23 protein-coding genes and 1 tRNA gene are annotated in these 23009 nt (G+C 36.5%); 8 read left to right on the top strand and 16 right to left on the bottom strand.

The window, feature by feature from the left end:
* Positions 1-65 precede the first annotated feature (65 nt).
* Genes A6M14_RS07065 through A6M14_RS07055 form a run of 3 tightly spaced genes read right to left on the bottom strand, consistent with a single transcriptional unit; the run spans position 66 to position 2612 of the window.
* Positions 66-404: a DUF3325 domain-containing protein gene (locus tag A6M14_RS07065; RefSeq protein ID WP_152874275.1), complete on the bottom strand. Its 339-nt coding sequence runs from the start codon at positions 402-404 to the stop codon at positions 66-68.
* A complete protein-coding gene (locus tag A6M14_RS07060; RefSeq protein WP_152874274.1) occupies positions 401-2260 on the bottom strand; it encodes a PepSY-associated TM helix domain-containing protein in 1860 nt (619 codons plus the stop codon). The genes A6M14_RS07065 and A6M14_RS07060 overlap by 4 nt, the downstream gene beginning before the upstream one ends.
* Position 2261: 1 nt before the next feature.
* The gene (locus A6M14_RS07055; protein WP_152874273.1) at positions 2262-2612 is read right to left on the bottom strand and encodes a hypothetical protein; all 351 of its coding nucleotides are present in this window, start codon (positions 2610-2612) and stop codon (positions 2262-2264) included.
* A gap of 515 nt (positions 2613-3127) precedes the next feature.
* On the opposite strand from A6M14_RS07055, the gene A6M14_RS07050 reads away from it, so the two are divergent.
* Positions 3128-3388, top strand: coding sequence for a hypothetical protein (locus A6M14_RS07050; protein WP_152874272.1), 261 nt, complete (start codon positions 3128-3130; stop codon positions 3386-3388).
* Between the two features lie 81 nt (positions 3389-3469).
* Here A6M14_RS07050 and lipA read toward each other — a convergent pair whose 3' ends face one another.
* Positions 3470-4483: a lipoyl synthase gene (gene lipA, locus A6M14_RS07045; RefSeq protein WP_152874271.1), complete on the bottom strand. Its 1014-nt coding sequence runs from the start codon at positions 4481-4483 to the stop codon at positions 3470-3472.
* A 206-nt stretch (positions 4484-4689) separates the two neighbouring features.
* Here lipA and sthA point away from each other — a divergent pair, with 206 nt between their 5' ends.
* Together sthA and A6M14_RS07035 are read left to right on the top strand one after the other, a co-directional pair.
* Positions 4690-6105 carry a Si-specific NAD(P)(+) transhydrogenase gene (gene sthA, locus A6M14_RS07040; RefSeq protein WP_152874270.1) on the top strand — a complete coding sequence of 472 codons (1416 nt, stop codon included), beginning with the start codon at positions 4690-4692 and terminating at the stop codon, positions 6103-6105.
* Positions 6106-6233: 128 nt separating this feature from the next.
* Positions 6234-6887, top strand: a complete 654-nt coding sequence (locus A6M14_RS07035; protein WP_152874269.1) for a YIP1 family protein — start codon at positions 6234-6236, stop codon at positions 6885-6887.
* A gap of 76 nt (positions 6888-6963) precedes the next feature.
* On the opposite strand, the gene A6M14_RS07030 is transcribed toward A6M14_RS07035, so the two are convergent.
* Positions 6964-7824 carry a pirin family protein gene (locus tag A6M14_RS07030; protein WP_152874268.1) on the bottom strand — a complete coding sequence of 287 codons (861 nt, stop codon included), beginning with the start codon at positions 7822-7824 and terminating at the stop codon, positions 6964-6966.
* Between the two features lie 104 nt (positions 7825-7928).
* Between A6M14_RS07030 and A6M14_RS07025 the strand changes: the two genes are divergently transcribed.
* Positions 7929-8834: a LysR substrate-binding domain-containing protein gene (locus A6M14_RS07025; protein ID WP_152874267.1), complete on the top strand. Its 906-nt coding sequence runs from the start codon at positions 7929-7931 to the stop codon at positions 8832-8834.
* 57 nt (positions 8835-8891) lie between these two features.
* Here the strand turns inward: A6M14_RS07025 and A6M14_RS07020 are convergent, their stop codons facing one another.
* The 3 genes from A6M14_RS07020 to map form a co-directional block, all read right to left on the bottom strand.
* Positions 8892-9851 carry a TauD/TfdA dioxygenase family protein gene (locus tag A6M14_RS07020; RefSeq protein ID WP_152874266.1) on the bottom strand — a complete coding sequence of 320 codons (960 nt, stop codon included), beginning with the start codon at positions 9849-9851 and terminating at the stop codon, positions 8892-8894.
* Positions 9852-10108: 257 nt separating this feature from the next.
* Positions 10109-11326 carry an MFS transporter gene (locus A6M14_RS07015; protein WP_152874265.1) on the bottom strand — a complete coding sequence of 406 codons (1218 nt, stop codon included), beginning with the start codon at positions 11324-11326 and terminating at the stop codon, positions 10109-10111.
* Positions 11327-11472: 146 nt separating this feature from the next.
* Positions 11473-12300 (bottom strand): type I methionyl aminopeptidase, encoded by an 828-nt coding sequence (map, locus tag A6M14_RS07010; protein ID WP_152874264.1) that lies wholly within the window; start codon positions 12298-12300, stop codon positions 11473-11475.
* A gap of 212 nt (positions 12301-12512) precedes the next feature.
* On the opposite strand from map, the gene rpsB reads away from it, so the two are divergent.
* The 3 genes from rpsB (at position 12513) to A6M14_RS06995 (ending at position 14873) form a co-directional block, all read left to right on the top strand.
* A complete protein-coding gene (rpsB, locus tag A6M14_RS07005; RefSeq protein ID WP_152874263.1) occupies positions 12513-13259 on the top strand; it encodes a 30S ribosomal protein S2 in 747 nt (248 codons plus the stop codon).
* 141 nt (positions 13260-13400) lie between these two features.
* Positions 13401-14276 carry a translation elongation factor Ts gene (gene tsf, locus A6M14_RS07000; protein ID WP_152874262.1) on the top strand — a complete coding sequence of 292 codons (876 nt, stop codon included), beginning with the start codon at positions 13401-13403 and terminating at the stop codon, positions 14274-14276.
* Between the two features lie 84 nt (positions 14277-14360).
* Positions 14361-14873: a DUF3465 domain-containing protein gene (locus A6M14_RS06995; protein ID WP_152874261.1), complete on the top strand. Its 513-nt coding sequence runs from the start codon at positions 14361-14363 to the stop codon at positions 14871-14873.
* Between the two features lie 211 nt (positions 14874-15084).
* Here A6M14_RS06995 and A6M14_RS06990 read toward each other — a convergent pair whose 3' ends face one another.
* From A6M14_RS06990 to A6M14_RS06960, 7 genes are all read right to left on the bottom strand, one after another.
* Complete coding sequence (locus A6M14_RS06990) at positions 15085-15699, bottom strand: septal ring lytic transglycosylase RlpA family protein (protein ID WP_152874260.1); 615 nt, start codon at positions 15697-15699, stop codon at positions 15085-15087.
* A 296-nt stretch (positions 15700-15995) separates the two neighbouring features.
* Entirely contained in the window at positions 15996-16997 is a 1002-nt protein-coding gene (gene mltB, locus A6M14_RS06985; protein ID WP_152874259.1) for a lytic murein transglycosylase B, read from the bottom strand.
* 21 nt (positions 16998-17018) lie between these two features.
* Positions 17019-18161, bottom strand: coding sequence for a rod shape-determining protein RodA (gene rodA / locus A6M14_RS06980; RefSeq protein WP_152874258.1), 1143 nt, complete (start codon positions 18159-18161; stop codon positions 17019-17021).
* A 134-nt stretch (positions 18162-18295) separates the two neighbouring features.
* Entirely contained in the window at positions 18296-18946 is a 651-nt protein-coding gene (locus A6M14_RS06975; RefSeq protein WP_152874257.1) for a hypothetical protein, read from the bottom strand.
* A gap of 27 nt (positions 18947-18973) precedes the next feature.
* On the bottom strand, positions 18974-19786 hold the full coding sequence (gene queF, locus A6M14_RS06970) for an NADPH-dependent 7-cyano-7-deazaguanine reductase QueF (RefSeq protein WP_152874256.1): 813 nt from the start codon (positions 19784-19786) through the stop codon (positions 18974-18976).
* Positions 19786-20559 (bottom strand): ABC transporter permease, encoded by a 774-nt coding sequence (locus A6M14_RS06965; protein ID WP_152874255.1) that lies wholly within the window; start codon positions 20557-20559, stop codon positions 19786-19788. The genes queF and A6M14_RS06965 overlap by 1 nt, the downstream gene beginning before the upstream one ends.
* Positions 20559-21494, bottom strand: a complete 936-nt coding sequence (locus A6M14_RS06960; RefSeq protein WP_152874254.1) for an ABC transporter ATP-binding protein — start codon at positions 21492-21494, stop codon at positions 20559-20561. The genes A6M14_RS06965 and A6M14_RS06960 overlap by 1 nt, the downstream gene beginning before the upstream one ends.
* 188 nt (positions 21495-21682) lie before the next feature.
* Here A6M14_RS06960 and A6M14_RS06955 point away from each other — a divergent pair.
* Positions 21683-21758, top strand: a tRNA-Arg gene (locus A6M14_RS06955).
* A 45-nt stretch (positions 21759-21803) separates the two neighbouring features.
* On the opposite strand, the gene A6M14_RS06950 is transcribed toward A6M14_RS06955, so the two are convergent.
* Positions 21804-23009 (bottom strand): sensor histidine kinase (locus A6M14_RS06950; protein ID WP_152874253.1); only part of this gene is annotated, 1206 nt, incomplete at its 5' end.

Genomic DNA, 23009 nt, shown 5'->3' with positions numbered 1-23009 from the left:
TGTAAATACTCAAGATCAATAAAAAAGCCAATCCGAAGATTGGCTTTCACATTATAGCGTGCTTTCTAAATGAGGTGGAATACTCCGCTCAAAATCACAATAAATCCTAAGACTAACGTGAATAATTTCATTTTATGGCTGTAATAACTCAAGCAAAGCCCAACAGCTAGAGCTGAGAATGTTAAAACACCCATCCAATAACTGATGCCATTACTTAAAGTACTTGGACTTACACTCAATACCAGTGAGATTGCAAGTAAAATCCAACCACAAACTTGTGCTAAATGACCTTTAGATGCGTCAAGTTCTTGAGCAAAAATTTGCTTTTGATGTTTAGACATCGATGCAGCCAAAGAAACAAAACCTAAACTGCTTAAAGACCAAATCAAGAGAAAACTCATCATGCTTTAGACTCCACTGATGTTGCAGTCTTATTCGTTTTTTTCTTTCCTATACCTTGATGCTTTTTAACTTTTTGATAAGAAAAGAAAAACAAAATTGCCAAAACCCACATTGCTAAATCAAAACTTGCAATGACCCACTGACCATTTGCAATGGTGTTCCAAATTGCTTGACCACCTGTCAAAAAGTTAAGAATAGGTAATAAGGCAAAAAGGGCAGTTGCAAGAACTAAAAGTTCTAACCAAGCTTGGCGATGTGTACGGAATATTGGATAAATTAGAGTGATTAACCACACGATAAAGAATGTACGGATTTCCCAATTTAAACGCATTTCCATATCGGCAGGAATAAAACGATTGGCGTAAAAATATGCAGCACATGCAATAGGTAAACCAATAATTGCGGCAATGTTTGTTACTTCAACAACACGATATCCAAAAGATTTGTAACCTTGCTTTTGCTGTTGAGGGGCACGTTTTACACACCATAAGATTAAACCTGTTGCCACCATCATTGTGCCAACAATACCTGATAAGAATAAAAGCCAACGTAGAGCTAAATCTACGCCACGAGCTTCGTGTAATGTTGTGACAACATTATAAATGCCCATAGGAACAGAAGGATTTTTTAAGCGAGTATTTTCATCCGATATGTTTTTACCTGTAACGCCGTCAAACTCTAAACTTTCATAAACATTACGATAAGCAACACTTTTACCATTTAATGCACGAAGTTCAATTTTGGCTTGATTGGTATTTGGCGCAATAATGTTAATGGTTCCAATAGGATTAGAACCCCATTGTTTTTGAGTTTCACTCACAATAGGTGCAATATTGACAAGTTCAGCAGGTTTTAATTCTGCTTTTTCACGTCCACGACGTCGCTCACCACGACTTTCACCAGATTCACCATGATTGTTTCTTACCTCACCACCATTTCTAGCAGATTCACCACGATTCATTCTAGATTCACCGCGTGGTTCACTCATGTTTTCGCGGTTATTTTGAGCTGCTTTATCACCGTCGCCACGCATTTGTTGCTGATCTGCCGAACGCCCATCTCGTTGAGTATTCTCTGAATGAGATCTTTCAGATTTTTCAGAACGCGGTTTATTTTCTTCAATGAGGGCACGGTTTTGTTCTTGTAAAAATGCACCACGATTTTCATATATGCGCTCTATTCCCCAAGGCATAATTGTGAATAGTAGTAAAAGCAAACCACTAAAGGTAATCATAATATGAAAGGGTAGGGCAAAAACAGCCGTTGCATTATGCGCATCTAGCCAAGAACGTTGTCCTTTGCCTGAGCGAAATGTGAAGAAATCTTTAAAGATTTTTTTATGGGTGATAATACCGCTAATAATAGCAACCAACATAAACATGGTTGCTATTCCAATAAACCAGCGTGTCCAAATACGAGGCATGCCATAAAGTTCAAAATGGAAACGATAAAGAAAACTGCCACCACGAGTTTCTCGAGCTTCTAAGCGTTCACCTGTTGCACTATCAATTGCAATTCGAGTTCCACCACGACGTGCACGTGGGTCTTCACCTTGTTCCCGAATTGTAATTTGTGTGGTGTTTTGGCGTGAGTTTGGAAGTTGAATGCTCCAACTACCCGCATCTGGGTGATTTTTTTGTAAGTAATTTAAAGCGACTTGAGTTTGTTGAATTTGAGATTCTTGCGGGACAGATTGATGAAGTTCTGGTTTCATCCAAACAGTAATTTCATTTTGAAAAAAACTTAATGTTCCTGTAAGGAAAATTGCATAAAGCAACCAACCTAAAATTAGACTTGCCCATGTGTGTAGCCAAGCCATAGATTGGCGAGGACCTTCCTGTTTTGCATCTACACGCATGTTAATTCCCTAAAAAATAATAAACTGTAAACAATAAAATGCTTGGAATAATGATGCCTAAGCTCGCTTTTAGTGTTTTATTCACCATAAACACCCAAATAAATGCACATGCCCAAAGCGTAAAGGCAACTAATGTTGCACTCATGGCTGCATTACCTCGGTCTTCAGAAAAAGTTTGTGCAATGACAATAGCTGAGAGCGTAGCAAGAGCGTATCCACCCACAAGTGCGAGTGCAAAGCGGTAAAAAATCATTAATCGATACGTAAAAATGGATGGCTTTGCCTTGGTTTTTGCTAACGATGAGCTAGAAACAGGCATTGTAGAGATGGCATCTATTTGTGAGCTATTCATAAGTGGAATATCGGATGTAGGTGAATGTGAAAATTGGTAACGATAATGATAACAATTATTATTAAAAGTTAAAACAGTAAATAAGCAATTAGTTATTTTAAAAAACAAGAGATTAAGAGCGTATAACTTAATTATTTCTTTATTCTTAATAGTCCAATATCTATTAAGTAGAAGGGGTTGTGATTTAGAGTATAATTTAGAGTAAACTTTTTAGAGGTTTTTGTATGTTATTATTGATGAATAATATGGGCTAATCTTCATATTGATAATATAAATATTAGAATAAATTGTTTATTGGGCTAGTACTCGATTATATCATTTGGTTAAAAGACCGCTATAACGGCTTTTTACAGCTGAAAATGATAATGAAATGTGTGTAAAATGAAAGTTTACTTGAGTAAATGCTAAAAATATATCAGATGCATAAAGTAACAGAACCTTACAGTTACTAACTTGTATGGAATTTAATCAAAAATTATTCTTCTTATTAATTAGTATGTTATGAATTTAAGAATATGTCGGTTTTTTTGAATGTTGATAAAGAAAAAAATTTTGCACAAAATATAAGTTACGATATAAGTATATATAAGCAACATTTAGCGCAGTTAATTGAAGATAATGCTGAAAGTGGAAATACGGCTGTTTTTACTGTTTTACCTAAACATTTAACTTTAAGTGAAATCCGTTGTTTGACTTCGAATTTGACTGAATTGGGGTATATCGTTCGATTTGAAGTTAAAGAGCTTTATTATAATTTTAATGTGCATTGGAATTAATTTAATGAAGAGTTGGTTCATGCTCTAAATTCGTTTAAATAAAAAAAGCCCTCAAGTGAGGGCTTTTTTTATTTCTTTGTTTTAAGCTTCAATTGTTTGAACTGCAATTTTTTTAGCAGGATCAGCTTTACGACGTACAACAGGAACAGGTTCGCCATAATATTGACGATCTGCAAAGTAGCTTGAACGAACCATAGGTGCTGCCCAAATATTACGGAAACCTAATTTTTGACCATGTGCTGTGTAGCGTTCAAATTCTTCTGGTGTTACAAAGCGATCAATAGGTGCATGTTCTTTTGATGGTTGTAAGTATTGACCAATCGTGATGTAGTCCACACCATGTGCGTGTAAATCATCAAGTAGTGCAATCACTTCTTCTTCTGTTTCACCAATACCGACCATCAAACCGCATTTTGTTGGAACATCTGGGCAGTATTCTTTAAACATTTTTAATAGGTTTAATGAATGTTGATAGTCAGAACCTGGGCGCATTGCTTTGTACAAACGTGGCACAGTTTCAATGTTGTGGTTGAATACATCAGGAGGGCATTCCGTCATAATACGAAGTGCAATATCCATACGACCACGGAAGTCTGGAACTAAAATTTCTAATAGTGTTTTTGGACTAAGATCGCGAGCTTCTTTAATACAGTCAACAAAATGCTGAGCACCGCCATCCAATAAATCATCACGGTCTACAGAAGTAATCACTGCATATTTTAAACCAAGATTTGAAATGGTTTCTGCCATGTGGCGTGGTTCATCTGGATCTAAGGCATTTGGACGACCATGTGCAACATCACAGAAAGGGCAACGACGTGTACAAATATCACCCATAATCATAAAGGTTGCAGTACCACCACCAAAACACTCAGGTAAGTTTGGGCAAGCTGCTTCTTCGCAAACGGTATGAAGTTTTTGAGCACGTAAAGTCGTTTTAATACGCTGAACTTCATCAGGCGCAGCCATTTTTACACGAATCCAATCTGGCTTACGCGGTGTTTCAACCGTAGGAATAACTTTTACAGGTATGCGAGCGACTTTTTCTGCACCACGAAGTTTGACACCCTGTTCTGGTTTACGGTTTTCTGACATATGCAACTTTTCCACTGTTTTAATATGAGGAGATATACAAAAATATAGCTTTATTATAGCGAAGTTCGTTTTAAATAGGTGGAAAACGGTATTCATTTAATAAATGTTGTTATCACATAATATGTGTGAGCTAAATACACCAATTTGAAATAATATCAGTCATAATATGGCAATGATTAAAGATGAATTTGATTAAGGAGCATTGAATGGCGCGTAAAAAAGAGGTCGTGAGTGGGAATTTCGTGAAATACGATGCTGTAGTCCTTGGTTCAGGCCCTGCCGGTGAAGGTGCTGCGATGAAACTTGCCAAGTCAGGCAAGCGTGTTGCAATTATCGATATACGTGAACAACTGGGTGGTAACTGTACACATGTAGGGACTATCCCAAGTAAAGCATTACGTCAAACTGTGTCTAGTATCATTCGTTATCAACGTGACCCGATGTTCCAAAAAGTTGGTGAGTGGAAGCAATTCACCATGAAACAGGTGTTGCGTAATGCACACAAAGTGATTCAACAACAAGTAGATACGCATTCACGCTTTTATGACCGTAATAAAATTGATGTTTTTCATGGTCGTGCTTATATCCAAGATAAAAATACAGTATTGGTATTTAGCCAAGAAGGCATCACTGAAACTATTATTTTTAAACAGCTTGTTATTGCGACAGGTTCACGCCCCTATCATCCACAGGGTCTAGATTTTAATCATCCACGCGTATTTGATTCAGACAAAATTTTAGATTTAGATTACTCGATTCGTAAAATTATTATTTATGGCGCAGGTGTTATTGGCTGTGAATATGCATCGATCTTTATTGGTCTAGATCATAAAGTTGATTTAATCAATACGCAGCAAAAGCTATTGAGTTATCTAGATGATGAAATTGCAGATGCATTGTCATATCACTTACGTGAACAAGGTGTATTGATTCGTCATAACGAACAGATTAATCATCTTGAAACTTTTGATGATCATGTTGTGTTGCATTTGCAAAGCGGTAAGAAAATTAAAGCCGATGCCATTTTATGGTGTAACGGACGTTCGGGTAATACCGATGGTCTAGGCTTAGAGAATGTAGGTATTACACCAAATAGCCGTGGTCAGTTGGCTGTGAATGATCAATATCAAACAGAAGTTGAAAATATTTTTGCTGCTGGTGATGTGATTGGTTGGCCTTCGCTTGCTTCTGCTGCATATGACCAAGGTCGTTGCGCAGGTTCGAACATGAGCGGTGAAGAAAATGTTAAACCTGTTAAAGATATTCCAACAGGTATTTATACGATTCCCGAAATTTCGTTCTTTGGTAAAACTGAGCAGCAGTTAACTGAAGAAAAAATTCCGTATGAAGTAGGTCAAGCATCTTTCCGTCATTTGGCGCGTGCGCAAATTACGGGTGATACTGTAGGCGAGCTTAAATTATTGTTCCATCGTGATACTTTAGAGCTTTTAGGTGTGCATTGCTTTGGTAATAACTCATCTGAAATTGTGCATATTGGTCAGGCAGTAATGCAAAGTGGAAACAATACGATTAAGTATTTTGTTGAAACCACATTTAACTACCCAACAATGGCAGAAGCGTACCGTGTAGCAACTTTAAATGGTATGAATCGTTTATTCTAATTTGCATAAATGATGAATAAAAAACCGCATTAAATATGCGGTTTTTTATTGCTGAATATTAATCCCATACAGAATATAATGAATTAAATAAAAGTGAAAATTTATAATTTAAAAATAGGAGATGCTTAATGAATGTTGATGAATCAAGATCAACTGAATCTATATCAAGTATAAAACGGTTGGTTCAATTATTTATTCGTCCTAAGCAATTTTTTAGTGATTTTAAACACTTAAATCGAGAATCTTCATATATCTTTGCATATATTGTCGCTATGTCCGTTTTTATGGATAGGGTGGATAGTCAATTAATTAAAAATGATGTTTTAAATGGTGGAAGCCTAGAAAAGTATGATTGGTTGATTCATACGTGGATTAAATATTGGGGCTTTACTGCAATTATTGCGATATTTTTTGCATTCTTTATTTGGTTTGTTTATGGCTGGTGGTATGAAATGCGCTTGAAATGGTCGGGTGTAGAAAATCAGTCATCGACTCTCATTCGTCAAGTAAATATTATGCAATTGTCTATTATGGCAATTCCTGTAGTTATAATTACATTGGTGCAAACAGCTGTATATCCAAATTATGAACAGGCATTTTTATCACCTGAAATGTATTCGGCACTTATTTTAATATTTTTTAATATTTATTCATGTTGGGTGAGTTATGTTGCGGTAAAAAATGTATTTAATGCAAATAAATATGCATTATTGTGGTTTTTATTTTTACCATTGATTATGTATGCCAGTGCAATTTTAATAATTGTAACGCGGTTGATATAACAAGCAATATCACCAAAGCATCAAATTTTAATCTAAGAAATAAAAAAGCTCCTAAAATTAGGAGCTTTTTATGGTATTAAAAATCACCATTTCTGAAATCAGTAAACGCTTTTTGAATTTCTTCCTCTGTATTCATGACAAATGGGCCATGTGCAACAACAGGTTCATTCAAAGGCTCACCACTTAAAATGAGTAATTTAGCATTAGATAATGTATTTACCTTAACGGCTGATGTATTGGCATTGACATAAAGTGTTTGCATGGAATGGTATGTTTTTCCATCGACACTGATTTCACCACTTAAAATAAAGATCATTGTGTTCCAGTTTGGATTTAAGTCAAAACTGTGTTCAGTATTAGCATTTAAACGAACATCTAAAACATTCATAGGGCTAAATGTTAGAGCAGGGCCTGAGAGTGTTTGATCATTTTGAGTATATTCACCCGCAATGACACGAACTATACCGTGCTCATCATCAAGCTTAACTTCAGGAATATTGGCTTCGGTTAACTCTTGATAACGTGGTTCGGTCATTTTTGCAGTACTAGGTAAATTCACCCAAAGCTGAACCATGTCTAATGTACCGCCAGTTTTAGCAAATGCTTTTGAGTGATGTTCTGCATGTAAAATTCCTTTACCTGCAGTCATCCATTGCACTTCATTTTTGCCAATTTGACCTTTATTACCTTTAGAGTCGAAATGTTCAACTTCACCATCATAAACAATGGTTACTGTTTCAAAGCCACGGTGAGGATGCATGCCAACACCACGTTGGTGATCTGTTGGCGAAAATTGGTATTCACCTGTATAGCCCATGACTAGAAATGGACTTGTTGCGTTGCCCATTTCATGCATAGGTAACATCGAATTTGTTGGAAAGCCATCACCAACCCATGTGCTTCTGTCACTGCTATATACACGTTGAATTGTATTCATATTAATACCTTAAATTTTTATATCGTTATGCTCTTATTATTGCGGTATAGTTCAAGAATGACAGGGCGATTAATTCAACAGATAATTCCAAAAATGCAACAATTATGCAAAATTTAAACGACTATTACTATTTTGTTCAGGTAGTAAAATACCAAGGTTTTAGTAAGGCAAGTGAAGCTTTATCTATTACAAAATCAAAGCTTTCTAGACACATCAGTGGTTTAGAGGAGCGTTTATCTGTGCGCTTAATTCAGCGAAATACGCGTAAATTTGCGGTGACTGAAATTGGGCAACAGTTCTATGAACATTGCTTGAAAATTCTAGAAAATGTGAGCGATGCTGAAAATTTTATTCACAGTACATTGCAAGATGAGCTTTGTGGAACAGTCAATATTTCTTGTCCTGTTGCTTTGGTGGAATTTCCTGTTGGGAAAATGGTTGTTGAATTTATGCAACAGCATTTAGATGTACATGTGAAATTAATTGCAACCAATGAGCGCATAGACATTATTGAGCAAGGTATTGATTTAGCGATTCGGGTACGTCATCTACCTTTAGAAGATAGTGATTTAGTTGTACGAGGTTTGGATGCATGGGAACATGTGCTTGTTGCATCTCAGTCGTTATTAAATGAATTTGGAATACCCAAAACTTTAGATGACTTGTCGACTTTACCGAAAATTGGTTTTAACCGACCAAAGCATTATTGGGATTTTAGACATGAAACAGACGATGTTATTAAGCAAGTTCCATTTGAACCTCGCTTAAAAACAGATAGTTTTTCTGCAATGAAATCTGCAACATTGGCGAGTATTGGTATCGCATCTTTACCCAAAATATTTGTGAAAGATGAACTAAAATCGGGTGAGCTTATTGAATTGTGTCCTGAATGGAAACTTCCTGAAGGGGTGATACATGTTGCTTATGCATCTAGACAAGGAATGTTGCCAGCAGTAAGAGAGTTGCTTAATTTCTTATTAGAAAAATTTAAAACTTTAGATATGAATTAATCAAAAAAAGGGAGTATTTAGCTCCCTTTTTTTATTTTAATGGGTGATTCTTACTTATTAGAAAGGTCGACCACCTGCAAGGCTAATACGTTTTAATAATCGTTTTTGTTCAGGTGGAAAAGCTTTGCGAGAGTGTAGCGTGACTTGATTATCCCAAAATACAATATCTCCCGCTTGCCAATGATGTTCATATTGAAATTCGGGTTTAAGTAAATGTTCACGTAATTTAGCAATAAGCTCACTTCCTGCTAAATCATCATAATTAACCAATTCAACTTCAGTACGTGTATTGAGCCAAAGTGCTTTACGACCTGTTTCAGGATGAGTACGTACAAGCGGATGTGCATACGCATGACCAATGATTGGTTGATCTTTAAAGCGATAATGTGGCATTTCTGTTTTATTACTATTCCAGCCTTTATTGTTTTGCGCGCGTACAAATGGGTTATACGTAATAAGTTGAAGCTGATCGATATGTTGTTTGGTTTCATCATCCAACGCATCATAAGCTTTAATGGTGTTATACCACGTGGTTTGACCACCATCTTGCGGAAGCTGAATGGCATACAGCAAAGAACCAAAAGAGGGCGGTGGTGTCCATTGATGATCTGCATGTGGCGAAAGCTCAGAATGACCCGTGTAATCACCTTGATCGACACCATTGGAAACTGGAACAACATCAGGTGGTGTGCCTGTATCTGCTTGATAACCTAAAACAGGGTTGTCTGCTGTTGGGCGGAAAATTGGGCCAAAATAACTTGCGAAAGACAAGTATTGCGCGTCATCTAAAACTTGGTTTTTAAAGATGAGAATTAAGTGTTCAGCCAACGCTTGTTTTAGTTTATAAATGGTTTCACCCGATTGTGCTTTGCGCGCATCGAGTCCCCACACTTCAGCACCTAATGCTTCATTTTCAAGTGGCACAATTTTAATTTCATTTGAGTTTTGAAATTGATCTTCTTGATGCCAACGGGGCGCATCTTTAATTGCTTGAGAAAGTTGTGTTAAAGCGGTCATTTTATTTTTTCACATTTTTATCTTGCTTAGAATGTATGCAAATTCATGGGAAATATGAAATTAAAAGAAATGCTAAGTTTGGAAATTTTAAAGATATGTCGTTTTTATATTTAAAACTGAATATTCAAGCTTAATGTGCACAAAAAGCTTGATTGAAATATTCAAATAATTGAGGGGTTTTAAGCCACAAAGAAAGCGCTATGGCAAAGAGAATAACAATGCCACAGCGAATGAGAAATTTCATCCAAAATAATGAATCAGTCATGAACAATACTTTCCTCGTTCACCCAAAAATGTACGATAACACCGACTATGCTTAATACAATAGAGAACATCCAAATCATATTGTAATTGCCTGTCATATCATGGTTTACGCCACCTAGCCATCCTCCAAAGAATGAACCAATTTGATGGGTAAAAAATACAATACCGCTGAGCATTGAAAGGTATTTAATACCAAACATATTTGCCACAATACCATTGGTTAAAGGCACAGTAGATAGCCACAATAAGCCCATAATGATACCAAAGGCATAAACTGTCCATACGCTAAGTGGAAGCAATAAAAAAGCGATAATGGCGACACCACGCAATCCGTAAAGCCACATTAAAAGCATAGGTTTTGAGTATTTTCCACCAAGCCAACCTGCGCTATATGTTCCGACAATATTAAATAAACCAACAAGTGCTAAGAAAACTGTTCCTGTTGTTGCATTAAAGCCGTGATCTATTAAATAACCGGGTAAGTGAATACCAATAAAGACCACTTGGAAACCGCACACTAAAAAGCCTAAAGCCAAGAACCAAAACGGTTTGTGATTTTTAGCAATGACCAAAATTTGTTTAAAGCTAAGTGCAGGTTTAGTATTTGCAGATGTTTGAGCAGTTGGATCTTGATATGCAGGGGCTTTGAGCATGAATGCTAAAGGCACAATGAATGCAATCAGAATGGCGCTTACAACCAATGCAGCAGACCATCCAATATTTTGTAAAAGGAGTAGGGTCGATGGCAACATTATAAATTGTCCAAACGAACCTGCTGCACTTGCAATACCCATTGCTAAGCTACGTTTTTCAGGTGGTGCAGCGCGACCAACAGCAGAAAGTAAAACAGAAAAAGAGGTTGCAGAAAGTGCTAAACCTAAAATTAAACCTGCGCTTAAATTGAGTAGTAATCCTGTTGAGCTGACCGCCATAAGTAATAAGCCAACCGCATAAAGAAAACCACCTATAGCCACAACAATTTTACTGCCGTATTTATCTGCCAATGCACCTGTAAATGGTTGAGCTGCACCCCAAATTAAGTTTTGCATGGCAATGGCTAAGCTAAAAACATTGTGCCCCCAACCAAATTCATGACTCATTGGAACAAGATACAAACCAAAAGCATGTCGTACACCCAATGAAAGTGCCAAAATTATGGCACTACCAATTAACATATAGATTAATGGCTTGGAGAATTGAGTGTTCGACATATTTCTTCCGTGAATATTTTTTGCTTTTAATTATAGTATTCGATTCGAGATGTAATAACGATCAATTATATTTGATCAATCAATAAAATTTAGTTATAAAAAATGGCTACCTAAGTAACCATTTTTCTGTCATTTAATATTCTAAATTAAACATTAAAACGAGATAAATCTTCTTCAGGACGAGCTGTTAAAACCTCTACACCTGTTTTTGTTACAAGAAGTGTGTGTTCATATTGCGCAGATAACTTATGGTCTTTAGTAACTACAGTCCATTTATCGCCTAAAAGTTTAGTTTGCCAAACACCTGCATTCACCATAGGTTCAATGGTAAATGTCATGCCTTCTTCTAAAATCATACCTGTGTCTGGTTGACCATAATGAAGTACTTGTGGTTCATCATGGAAAGTTGTTCCAATACCATGACCACAGTATTCGCGCACTACACTGAAACGTTCAGATTCAACATATTTTTGAATGGCATGACCAATATCACCCATTGTTGCACCCGGCTTAACCACTGCCATACCACGGTACATTGCTTCTTGCGCAACATTACATAAACGGTTTGCAAGAATAGATGTTTCACCACCAATGATGTACATCATATTGGTATCGCCGTGGAAGCCATCTTTAATCACGGTTACATCAATATTTAAGATGTCGCCTTTTTTCAAAATTTTACTTTCCGATGGAATACCGTGACACACAACATGGTTCACAGATGTGCAAATTACATGTTGGAATGCAGGACGACCAGGGGCTGCGCCATAGCCTAAGCATGCAGGAATTGCATCTTGCTTATTGACAATGTAGTCATGACAAATCGTATCAAGTTCAAGTGTGCTTACACCTGGAACAATATGCGGTTTGATCATATCCAAGACTTCTGCAGCCAGTCGACCTGCAACACGCATCTTCTCGATATCTTCCGCAGATTTAATTAAACGACGGGGTGCTTCGTAAGTATTGCTCATGATCTTTAAAAACTTTTGGAAATTTATATGTGACTATGGTATAAATAGCCGCCCATTTTATCAAATGCTTTTTCGTGAATTAATTTCACGGGCTTTGTGCGATGGGGCAATAAAATCCGCACATATATCGACACATATCTCTGGGTGCCTTTTTATAAAGGTGGAGAATGCGGATATATGGAGGCCTAACCCAAACATTTAAGGTAAAGAAAATGGCAGATTACAACGTAGGTATGCGTGACCTTCTTCAAGCAGGCGCGCACTTTGGTCACCAAACACGTTTTTGGAATCCAAAAATGCGTGAATACATCTTTGGTGCACGTAACAAAATTCACATCATTAACCTTGAGCACACTGTTCCTGCGTTAAACGATGCTTTGAACTTTGTTAACAACTTAGCTAGCAAAAAGAACAAAGTATTGTTCGTTGGTACTAAGCGTGCTGCTTCTGCGATCATTCGTGAACAAGCTCAACGCGCTGGTCAACCATATGTTGATCACCGTTGGTTAGGTGGTATGTTGACTAACTGGAAAACTCTTCGTCAGTCAATCAACCGTCTAAAAGACCTTCAAGCTCAATCTGAAGATGGTACTTTCCTTAAGCTTACTAAACGTGAAGCTTTAGAACGTACTCGTGAAATGGAAAAACTTGAACGTGGTCTTGGCGGCGTTAAAAACATGGGTGGTTTACCTGATGCATTATTCGTAATCGACGTTGATCACGAAGCAATTGCAATCAAAGAAGCTAAAAACCTTGGTATTCCTGTAATCGGTATCGTTGATACAAACTCTAACCCAGACAACGTAGACTACGTTATTCCTGGTAACGATGATGCGATCCGTGCAGTAACACTTTATGCTTCTGCTATGGCTGATGCTATTCTTGCTGGTAAAGAATATGCTCAATCACAAGCAAATGCACAAGCTAAAACTCAAGAAGCTCCTGCTTCTGAGGCTTAATGCGTTTGACGCAGGCTTGTCATTTTTGCGACATGTGATCGTGGCAAACTAAGCGTTATGTATGCAGACGGCCCATTGGATACCTTTGGGCCGTTTCTGTTCTAAAAAGAATTCATTTTCTACCGAATTTAGGAGATTCTCATGACTGCAGTTACAGCAAGCATGGTTAAAGAATTGCGCGATCGTACTGGTCTTGCAATGATGGAATGTAAAAAAGCTTTGACAGAAGCTGGTGGTGACATCGAATTAGCGATTGATAACCTTCGTAAATCTGGTCAAGCAAAAGCAGCTAAAAAAGCAGGTAACATTGCTGCTGATGGCGCAATCACAATTGCTCAAGCGGGTAATAAAGCGCTAATTTTAGAAGTTAACTGTCAAACTGACTTCGTTGCTAAAGACGAAAACTTTGCTGGTTTCTCTGCTAAAGTTGCTGCTGCTGCTCTTGCTGCTAACGTAACTGATGCTGCTCAAATTGCTGAATTGAAACTTGAAGATGGCGCAACTGTTGAAGAAGCGCGTATTGCTCTTGTTCAAAAAATCGGTGAAAACATCCAAGTGCGTCGCGCAACTATCGTTGAAGGCGACAACCTTGCAGTTTACAAACACGGTCTTCGTATCGGTGTTGTTGTTTCTTACGCTGGTGATGATGCTACTGGTAAAGGTTTGGCTATGCACATTGCTGCATTCAACCCAGTTGCTGTTAATGCTGAAGGTGTTTCTGCTGAGCTTATCGCGAAAGAAAAAGAAATTGCTGAAGCTAAAGCGATTGAATCAGGTAAGCCTGCTAACATCGTAGAGAAAATGGTAACTGGTTCAGTTGAGAAATACTTGAACGAAGTTGTTCTTGAGCGTCAAATGTACGTAATTGACAACGATAAGAAAGTTTCAGAAATTCTTAAATCAACTGGTACTACAGTTGCTCAATTCGTTCGCTTTGAAGTAGGCGAAGGCATTGAGAAGAAAGTTGAAATGAGCTTTGCAGAAGAAGTTGCTGCTGCTCAAGCTGCTGCTAAATAATTTTACTGAATAAGTAAATTATTTAAAAAAAGCCCCATACGGGGCTTTTTTTATGATTAAAATAAATAAAAATAGGAAAATCTTATGGCGAATAAAGCAAATTTAACAATAGGTGGGGTTGTTGCAGTATTGGTTGCTGCATATTTTGGTATGGATGTTCAGCAAAACGATATCCAGCAAAACAATACTGTTGATCAACTGTCCAACGAAAATAAACCTTCTGAACGCAAAGTAGTACAAGTTGCTTCATCTGCGCAAAAGAGTGGAACGCGCATTATTGAAAATGCTTTTAAAAATAAACTCAGTAATGTTCAGGTTGAAGGTGTTGGAAAAGTTGTAGCAATATTACCCGATGATAACGAAGGTTCGAGACATCAAAAATTTATTTTAGAATTAGAGAGTGGGCAGACTATTTTGATTGCACATAATATTGATTTGGCATCACGTCTTCAGCATTTGAGTAAGGGGGATGTTGTTCAATTTTTTGGCGAATATGAGTATTCCGCAAAAGGTGGTGTTGTACATTGGACGCATCATGATCCACGAAAAAAACACCCAGATGGATGGTTAAAACATAATGGGAAAACGATTAAATAAAGTTAAAAAAACAAAAGGCTATATTTTGCGAAATTTAAGCTCTATTTTTTGAAAGAGCTAGTTAGGTAGCAAAAAAATCAAAAACCACCTTAGGTGAGAATGGAGAGCGAAATTTAAGGGGTTTTGTTGTAGATATCTTGACTTGTAATTGTAAGTTTAAAAAAAAGCCACGTTTTCGTGGCTTTTTGTCAAATATAGTTTTAAGTGAAATTTAAGAGTTTGGACCTGCTACACGCTCAATACTTACTTTAGTTTGACCTGCACTTGTAAAGCCAAGTTGCTTCGCTGCGCCATAAGATAAATCTAGAACACGGTTACCATGGAATGGGCCACGGTCATTTACTTTTACAACGACACTTTTACCGGTTGCGTTATTTGTTACACGAATGTAGCAGTTTAAAGGTAATGTGCGGTGAGCAGCAGTCATTGCATTCATATCGAATGTTTCGCCACTTGCTGTTTTACGGCCATGGAACTGACGACCATACCAAGAAGCAACACCTGTTTGGCTAAACTTACGAACTGTATTTGAAGCAACAGAGTTTAACTTTTCAATCACAGAAGGCTCTTCTGCTGGAATTTCAATTTTCGCAGCAATAGTTTGACGACGAATTTTGTCGGCAGAACGTTCGGTGATTGAAAGGCTATTAAGATTAGAAAGATGAGAATTAAAATTCTGAGCATCTTTATTAAGCACACGAGCAGCTAAACCTGAATTTTCAGACTCATGAATAAATGATGAAGATTGCACCATTTCTGCTTGCGACTGACTTAAGCTAAATAAGACAGTAGATGTGGCTATTAAATATTTCAGCGAAGAATGCATTATTGATTAAACTCCTAGGCATTTTTTTCTAAATTTTCAATAATTTGTGATATTGAAAAGTAGAGGTGATGCCAAATTTTTCACTTTTGCAACTACATTTGACGAGTAGGATAATATTCATCCAGATACAAAGGTGTCTAGTCTGAATCTACAAATAGTTGTAAAAAGTATCAAAAGCGTAGTTTGTTTGATTAAAAAATAAACAAATATGTAACAGAGTATATATTATGCTTAAAAAATAATCAATAAACCAAATAAAATTCTTGACTTTATTTGTATGGATTAAAAAGCTGGCCTTAACGACCAGTAACTTCGGTACCTAAAAGCCATAGTGCTGTGGCATACATGCGACTTTTGTTATATGTCGTGATGACCTGAAAGTTTGGATAAGTAATGTAATAAACAGGTCCGTAGCTTTCTTGAAGTTGAATTACATTCACTAAATCTAGGTCGTCAATTTTGACTAGTGGGTTAAGTGGGGTAATTCCTTGTGTTTTTAAAACACCATAAGGGATCGGTTGTTTTAAATCTTGAGAAATAATGGAATCAGGATTGTTACCTGTGTAACGCGCTTGGAAGGCAATTGGTTGATCACGTTGCCAACCATTTTGTGCTAAATAATTTGCAATAGAACCAATCGCATCAACCGCGGAGTTTCTTAAATCGACATGTCCGTTGTTGTCATAGTCCAAACCAAATCTTGGAATGTTACTTGGCATAAATTGAGGATAACCAACAGCACCTGCATAAGAACCGACTATTGAGTTTGCAGCAACGCCATCTTTATAAGACCAAGCAATGAGTGCAGCGAGTTCATCTTGGAAGTATTGTGCGCGACGTTCATAGCCAAAGCCTAAAGTTGCCAAAGCATCTCGGGTAATAAAAGATCCTTTATTTGAGCCATAACCTGTTTCTACGCCTAAAATTCCCAAAATAACGGATTGAGGCACACCAAATTGCTGTTCAGCACGGTTTAATGTATCTGCATATTGGCTTTTAAATGTAACACCACGACGAATCGTACCTTCGGATAGAAAATTAGTTTTGTATGAATACCAAGGTTTACTTTCACCTGGACGATTCATGATATTAATAATATTGGGAAGATTCTTGGCGCCATTCATTGCCCAATCTATTTGAACATCACTTAAACCGTAAGTTTGCATGGTTTTTTGTTTAAAGTTTTGGTACTCAGGGTTTGATTTAAAGTCATTGGCATGACAAAAACTCGTTAGTGAAAAAGCCCCGAGTATTAAAGGTAAATGCATTATTTTTTTATAAAATTTTTGAGTAAACATAAATACAAATTTCCAAACATATTATCTGTGTGTGTGGATTGACATAACGATGCCAAAAGATGCCATTAACGTAATAATTGCCGTACCGCCATAACTCATAAACGGTAAAGGGATTCCCGTAACAGGTAATATACCGCTAACCATGCCTGCATTCACAAAAACATAGACAAAAAAGGCGAGTCCTAAGCCACCTGAAAGCAATTTACCGTAATTATCTGGAGAACACATGCTAATTTGCATAGTTCTCATGATAATTGCAAAATAAAGTAGCATTAAGATAAGAATGCCAATAAAACCAAATTCTTCGGAAAATGCCGCAATAATAAAGTCTGTATGACCTTCGGGTAAATAATGTAGATGTGATTGTGTACCTGATAAAAAACCTTTACCCGAAATACCGCCAGAACCAATGGCAATTTTAGATTGAATAATATTCCAACCCGATCCTAATGCATCTGCTTCAGGATTGAATAAAGTCATGACCCGTTTCTTTTGATAATCGTGTAGTAAAAACTCCCAAAGAAAGGGAACAACAATTGCAACAGCCGTGCTTGCAACAGCAATTAAACGCCAGGATAAGCCAGCTAGGAAAAGAACAAAAATCCCGCTGGCAAGCACTAATGCAGATGTGCCTAAATCGGGTTGCTTTGCAATCATGAGGAATGGTAAAGCGGTGAGTGCTAAAGTAATAATAATACGAAAGAAAGACGGTGGTAAGCTTCTTCTTGATAAATGCCATGCAGCCATCATTGGCATAGCAATTTTCATAAATTCACTGGGTTGAACGCTACCAAAACCAGGAATGTCGATCCAACGCTGTGCGCCCATACGCACTTCACCAATAACAAAGACAGCTGCTAATGCAAGCAAGCCAAAACCATAAAAGAACGGTGTAAAAGATTCATAAATTTTAGGTTGTATTTGTGCAAGCATAAACATCACAATAAAACCAATGCCAAAGCTCATGATTTGCTTAGATAGCATGAGTACATTTTCACCAGATGCACTATATAGCGTGACAAACCCAAGTAAAGCAGTAAGTGAAATATACAAACACAGCCAAGGGTCTAAATGTAGACGTTGGAAAAAAGACATTTTATTTGATTTGCCTAAACCGTTTCGAGGCGAATAGCGCAAAAATTTATACTGGATGTCTGAAGACATAGCTAAATATAGGATTAATTGTAATGTTTTGGATGCTATCACAGGAAATTATAGAGTGATAATGAATCTAAAAATATTGATACAAAAAAACCTAGCAATGCTAGGTTTTAATGGAGATAAGAGAATAAAGGTGTTTAGTTGTGAAACAAACTGTCATGATATTCAGCAACAGTCAGTAATTCATCTTTAGTTAAATTAAGAAAGATTTTGTCGGTTGCAATATGCACGGCTTTTGTTACGGCAGAAGCACCAAGATCGGCAGCTTTGCGTTTAATCATGCCTAAATCGAGTGTTTTATTAAAGTCGATCATAAAGTGACGAACAGTTGCTTCAGCAAATTGTTTATACAATTCTGACAAAGCTGCTTTATTCACATCATTTCCAGCTTTAATTTCAGCGAAAGTCATCTTTAAGTTTGTCACCAAACTTGCATCTAGATTTTCACCAACACGTAAATTTCCATCAGCATCTTTAAATAAGCTACTTTTTGAAAATTCAATAGATTGTTTCACAACATCATTAGAAGCTTTGCTCATGAGCTGTTTAAGTAAAACTGCAACAGTAGATTTCACATAACCTGCCAATTTTTCAGCGGTATCTCGTTTATCACTTGGTGGAAAATGACGAACAAGCTCAGTCAAAATTGCATCAATAATCTCATCATTAATGAGTAAAGCTGTTTTATCACGTAGTGGATAAAGTGGCTCACTTGAATTTTTCTTTTGCTGTGCTATTTCAATGCTGTCTAAAAGTTCTTTAGATGGAATAAATCCAAAAAATGGCATAGTTGTTCAACCTCAATGTTGTTTATTTTACTGTCGCGCCAATCGAATTGGGCGAGGCATCCATGTTAAGTCAGATACACGGCATGGATTAATATCTAAACCGCCACGACGTGTATAAGTTGCATAAACCATTAACTTTTCAGGTTTCAGGTTTTGCCAAATATCGGCAAACATTTGTTCCACACATTGTTCGTGGAAACCGTTATGTTGACGATACGAAATGATATAAGCCAAGATACTTCTGTAACAAGGCTTTTTACCTTTAAATCGTATAAATACAGTACCCCAATCGGGTTGTCCAGTGACTGGACAGTTACTTCTTAATAAATGTGAATAAAGCTGAACTTCAACATCTTCATTTGAATCATCAAGTTTTAATAAAGAAGAATCTGGATGATTTTCCAAACGCTCAGGTAGAAGATCATCAATACAAATGCCTTCAGGCTGTGCAATGTCTAAATCATTTGCATCAAATAAGTCAATTGTCACTTCAGCTTCGGCAGCCGCAGATAAATCTTTTTCTACAGTAGCAATAAAAGCTTCTTTAGAGTCGAACTTGGTAAAGTTCATACTATTAAAGTACAGCTTTAAAGATTTCGATTCGATGAGATTGGGTGATGATGCTGGAAGTGTCAAACGACCAATCGCCACTTGAGGAATTCCATGTGCGTTTAACCATGAAATTTCAAAAACATGCCACCAATCCTTACCCTGACGAATATGATTGATATGACTATAAGACTCACGTGCTTGTTCACGAGAGATGGGAAATAAAATATCGGGTTGATATTGTGTTGGGTAATGGGTGTCTTTACCCAATAAAGATTTTTCTACGCTCATTATTCACGCATTCCTGAACCACGAGAAAGTAAATAGTACGCTATGCCATAAAGCACAGCACAACATAATGTAATGACTGTTAAAGATAGAGCAACATTCACATCGCTATGACCTAAAATGCCATAACGGAAAGCATTGACCATATAAACAATAGGGTTAACTAAAGATAGATTTTGCCAAAATGGGCTTAATGCTGAAATGGCATAAAATACGCCACCTAAATAGGTGAGTGGTGTAAGTACAAAGGTTGGAATAATTGAAATATCATCAAATGACTTTGCATAAACAGCATTAATAAAACCACCTAATGAAAATAAGAAAGAGGTGATAAGTACTGTATATATAGTCACAAACCAATTGGTAATATAAAGGTCTGTAAAAAATAAGCTCATTGCTGTAACAATAATACCAACAAGTACACCTCGAGCAACACCACCTAAAACATAACCCCATAAAATGGCATGCAGAGGTACAGGGCTCATAATCAATTCTTCAATGCTTTTTTGAAATTTAGCACTAAAGAAACTTGAAGATACGTTGGAATAGCTATTGGTGATAACCGCCATCATAATTAAACCAGGCACAATAAATTGCATATAGCTAAAGCCACCCATTTGTCCAATGCGTGACCCGACTAAATTACCGAAAATCACGAAATAAAGGCTCATGGTGATTGCAGGTGGTAATAACGTTTGTGGCCAAATGCGCATAAAACGACGGATTTCTTTATGAACAAGGGTATAAAGCGCAACTCTAAGTTGAGTGAAATTCATTATTGCGCTACTCCATCTAGATTTTTTTCGACCATTTTGACAAATAACTCTTCAAGACGATTCGACTTATTACGCATACTACGAACTTGTATTCCTTGAGCTTCAAGTAATTGGAAGAGTTCATTTAAGCTATGCGCTTTATCCATAGTAACTTCTAACGTCACAGCATCGATTAAATTGAAATGCACACCAATAATGTCTAAAGCAGGAGCTTGAATCGGTTGTGCTAAATCAAAAATAAAAGATTCTTCATTAAGTTGATTTAAGAAGTTCTTCATTGAGGTGTCTTCTTTAATTACACCACGGTCAATTATTGCAATTCGACGACACAGCATTTCTGCTTCTTCTAAATAATGTGTCGTAAGAATAATAGATGTGCCTTGATCATTCATTTCTGTGAGGAAATCCCACATAGAACGTCGAAGTTCAATATCTACGCCTGCTGTTGGTTCATCTAGAATAAGAAGTTTAGGATTATGCATCATGGCACGGGCAATCATTAAGCGACGTTTCATACCGCCTGAAAGCATGCGAGCTTGAACTGCTCGTTTATCCCAAAGCCCCAATTTTTCTAAATATTGTTCTGCACGTTGTTCTGCAACTTTCTTAGGAATGCCGTAATAACCTGCTTGAGTCACTAAAATATCGAATGTTTTTTCGAAGTGACCAAAGTTAAATTCTTGAGGCACAATACCAAGACATTGTTTTGCTTGCGATGGATGGGTATCTAAATTATGACCAAAGATTTCTACAGAACCCGAAGTTTTTTTAGTCAATGAGCTGATGATGCTAATGGTCGTTGATTTTCCTGCACCATTTGGTCCTAGAAGTGCATAAAATTCGCCTTCTGGTACAGTTAAACTTACGCCTTTCAAAGCTTGAAAACCATTTTTATAGGTCTTAGACAGATCTTTTAGCACTAGTGCATCAGTCATGTATTTCTCGCTAGGTGAATAATAGGCATATTGTGAGTGATCTTGGTTCAGAAACCAAGCCAATAAAGAGAAATACTCTGTTGTAAATTTAGAACGTTGTATAAAGTATAAGCACTAAAAATAGTTACTTATATATAGGTGCTTTACCTTCTGCTTTTTTTTGTTATGATGTGCGCATTCACAAGCATGCGGCCATAGCTCAACTGGATAGAGTACAGGTCTCCGAAGCCTGTGGCGTGGGTTCGAGTCCCGCTGGCCGCACCATTTCTTTAATAAAAATGAATAATAAGCTTTATTACAATATAGTTTTTATGATTTTTTAAATCTTACTTTAATGATTGTTCCATTACTTGAAGATTTAACTTCAAATAGACCCTCAAGGCGGATCACTCGCATTTTCATACTATGTAATCCTACATGTGCAGCATTTGAGACCAAATCGGTATCGAATCCAATACCATCATCTACTATATTTAGCGTTAAATCATTTTGGGTTTGAATGAGAGATATATGGATAATTTTTGCATGGCTATGTTTTAAAATATTAGTTAGTGCTTCTTCAAGTACGCGAGTTAAGGTTAAACATTGCAAAGAGGTTGGTGGATAAATCCATTCCAGTGGTAAATTCCAATGTGCAACAATACAAAGTTCATCAAAGATTTCCATGAATCTGTATCGGGTAGAAGCCGCCCATAAAATTGGGTTTTCAGGTGTCTGAGCATCTAAACTAGAGCCTTGATCAATAATTTGTCGTAGATCATTACGAAGTAGCTTTAGAATTGATAAAAATTTATCTTTTTCTAGATGCTCATTTCTATTCACAAATTCAATTGAACGTACAAGTGAACCACCAATTCCATCATGAAGATCTCTTGATAAGTTAATTCTTTCTTGTAGTAGAATATTATCTAAAGCGAGTTTATATTGAGAATTTAATGATGTACTTAATTTAAGTGTTACATGATTAATTTCTTCAGTCAGTGTTTGGTTGAATTTAGAAATCACATTATTATTGCGATACAATCTGAGTCCTAATAATAATCCTAAAAATATAGCAGTAAATGGTGTAATAAATGGCGACCAAAATTCATTTTGATACGTCAATATTATATAAGCATCATGTAATGCAACAGGCACAAAGAAAGCATGTAAAGCAGCCATTAAATAAATTTCAATTTGCTTAGATTTATAAATTAAAAATGGATAAGTGGAATTTTCTAATAAAAAAACAATCATATTTATTATAAAAAAGGCTTGAATGGCTTGTTTAAGATATAGGTCGGGAGTCGAAATAAATACAATTGTTGCAATAAGAAATATAGCGAATAGTAGTTTTTCAATTTTAGGAAATTTTAAATTGGCAAATCTCCAAATTGAAATACAAGAAACTATGGTATAGGTTGAAAATAACCATGCTAAAAATCTTTCAAGTTGGAAGGTGGTTAATGATGGAGAAGTAATAATAAAAAATGATGAATAAGAAACCCAAAATAGTAGACTTCCTTCATAAATCAT

This window comes from Acinetobacter portensis, from assembly GCF_009372215.1.
Lineage (GTDB): Bacteria > Pseudomonadota > Gammaproteobacteria > Pseudomonadales > Moraxellaceae > Acinetobacter > Acinetobacter portensis.
The sequence above is the reverse complement of the archived record's forward strand: the minus strand, read 5'-3'. Positions and strand labels throughout refer to the sequence as shown.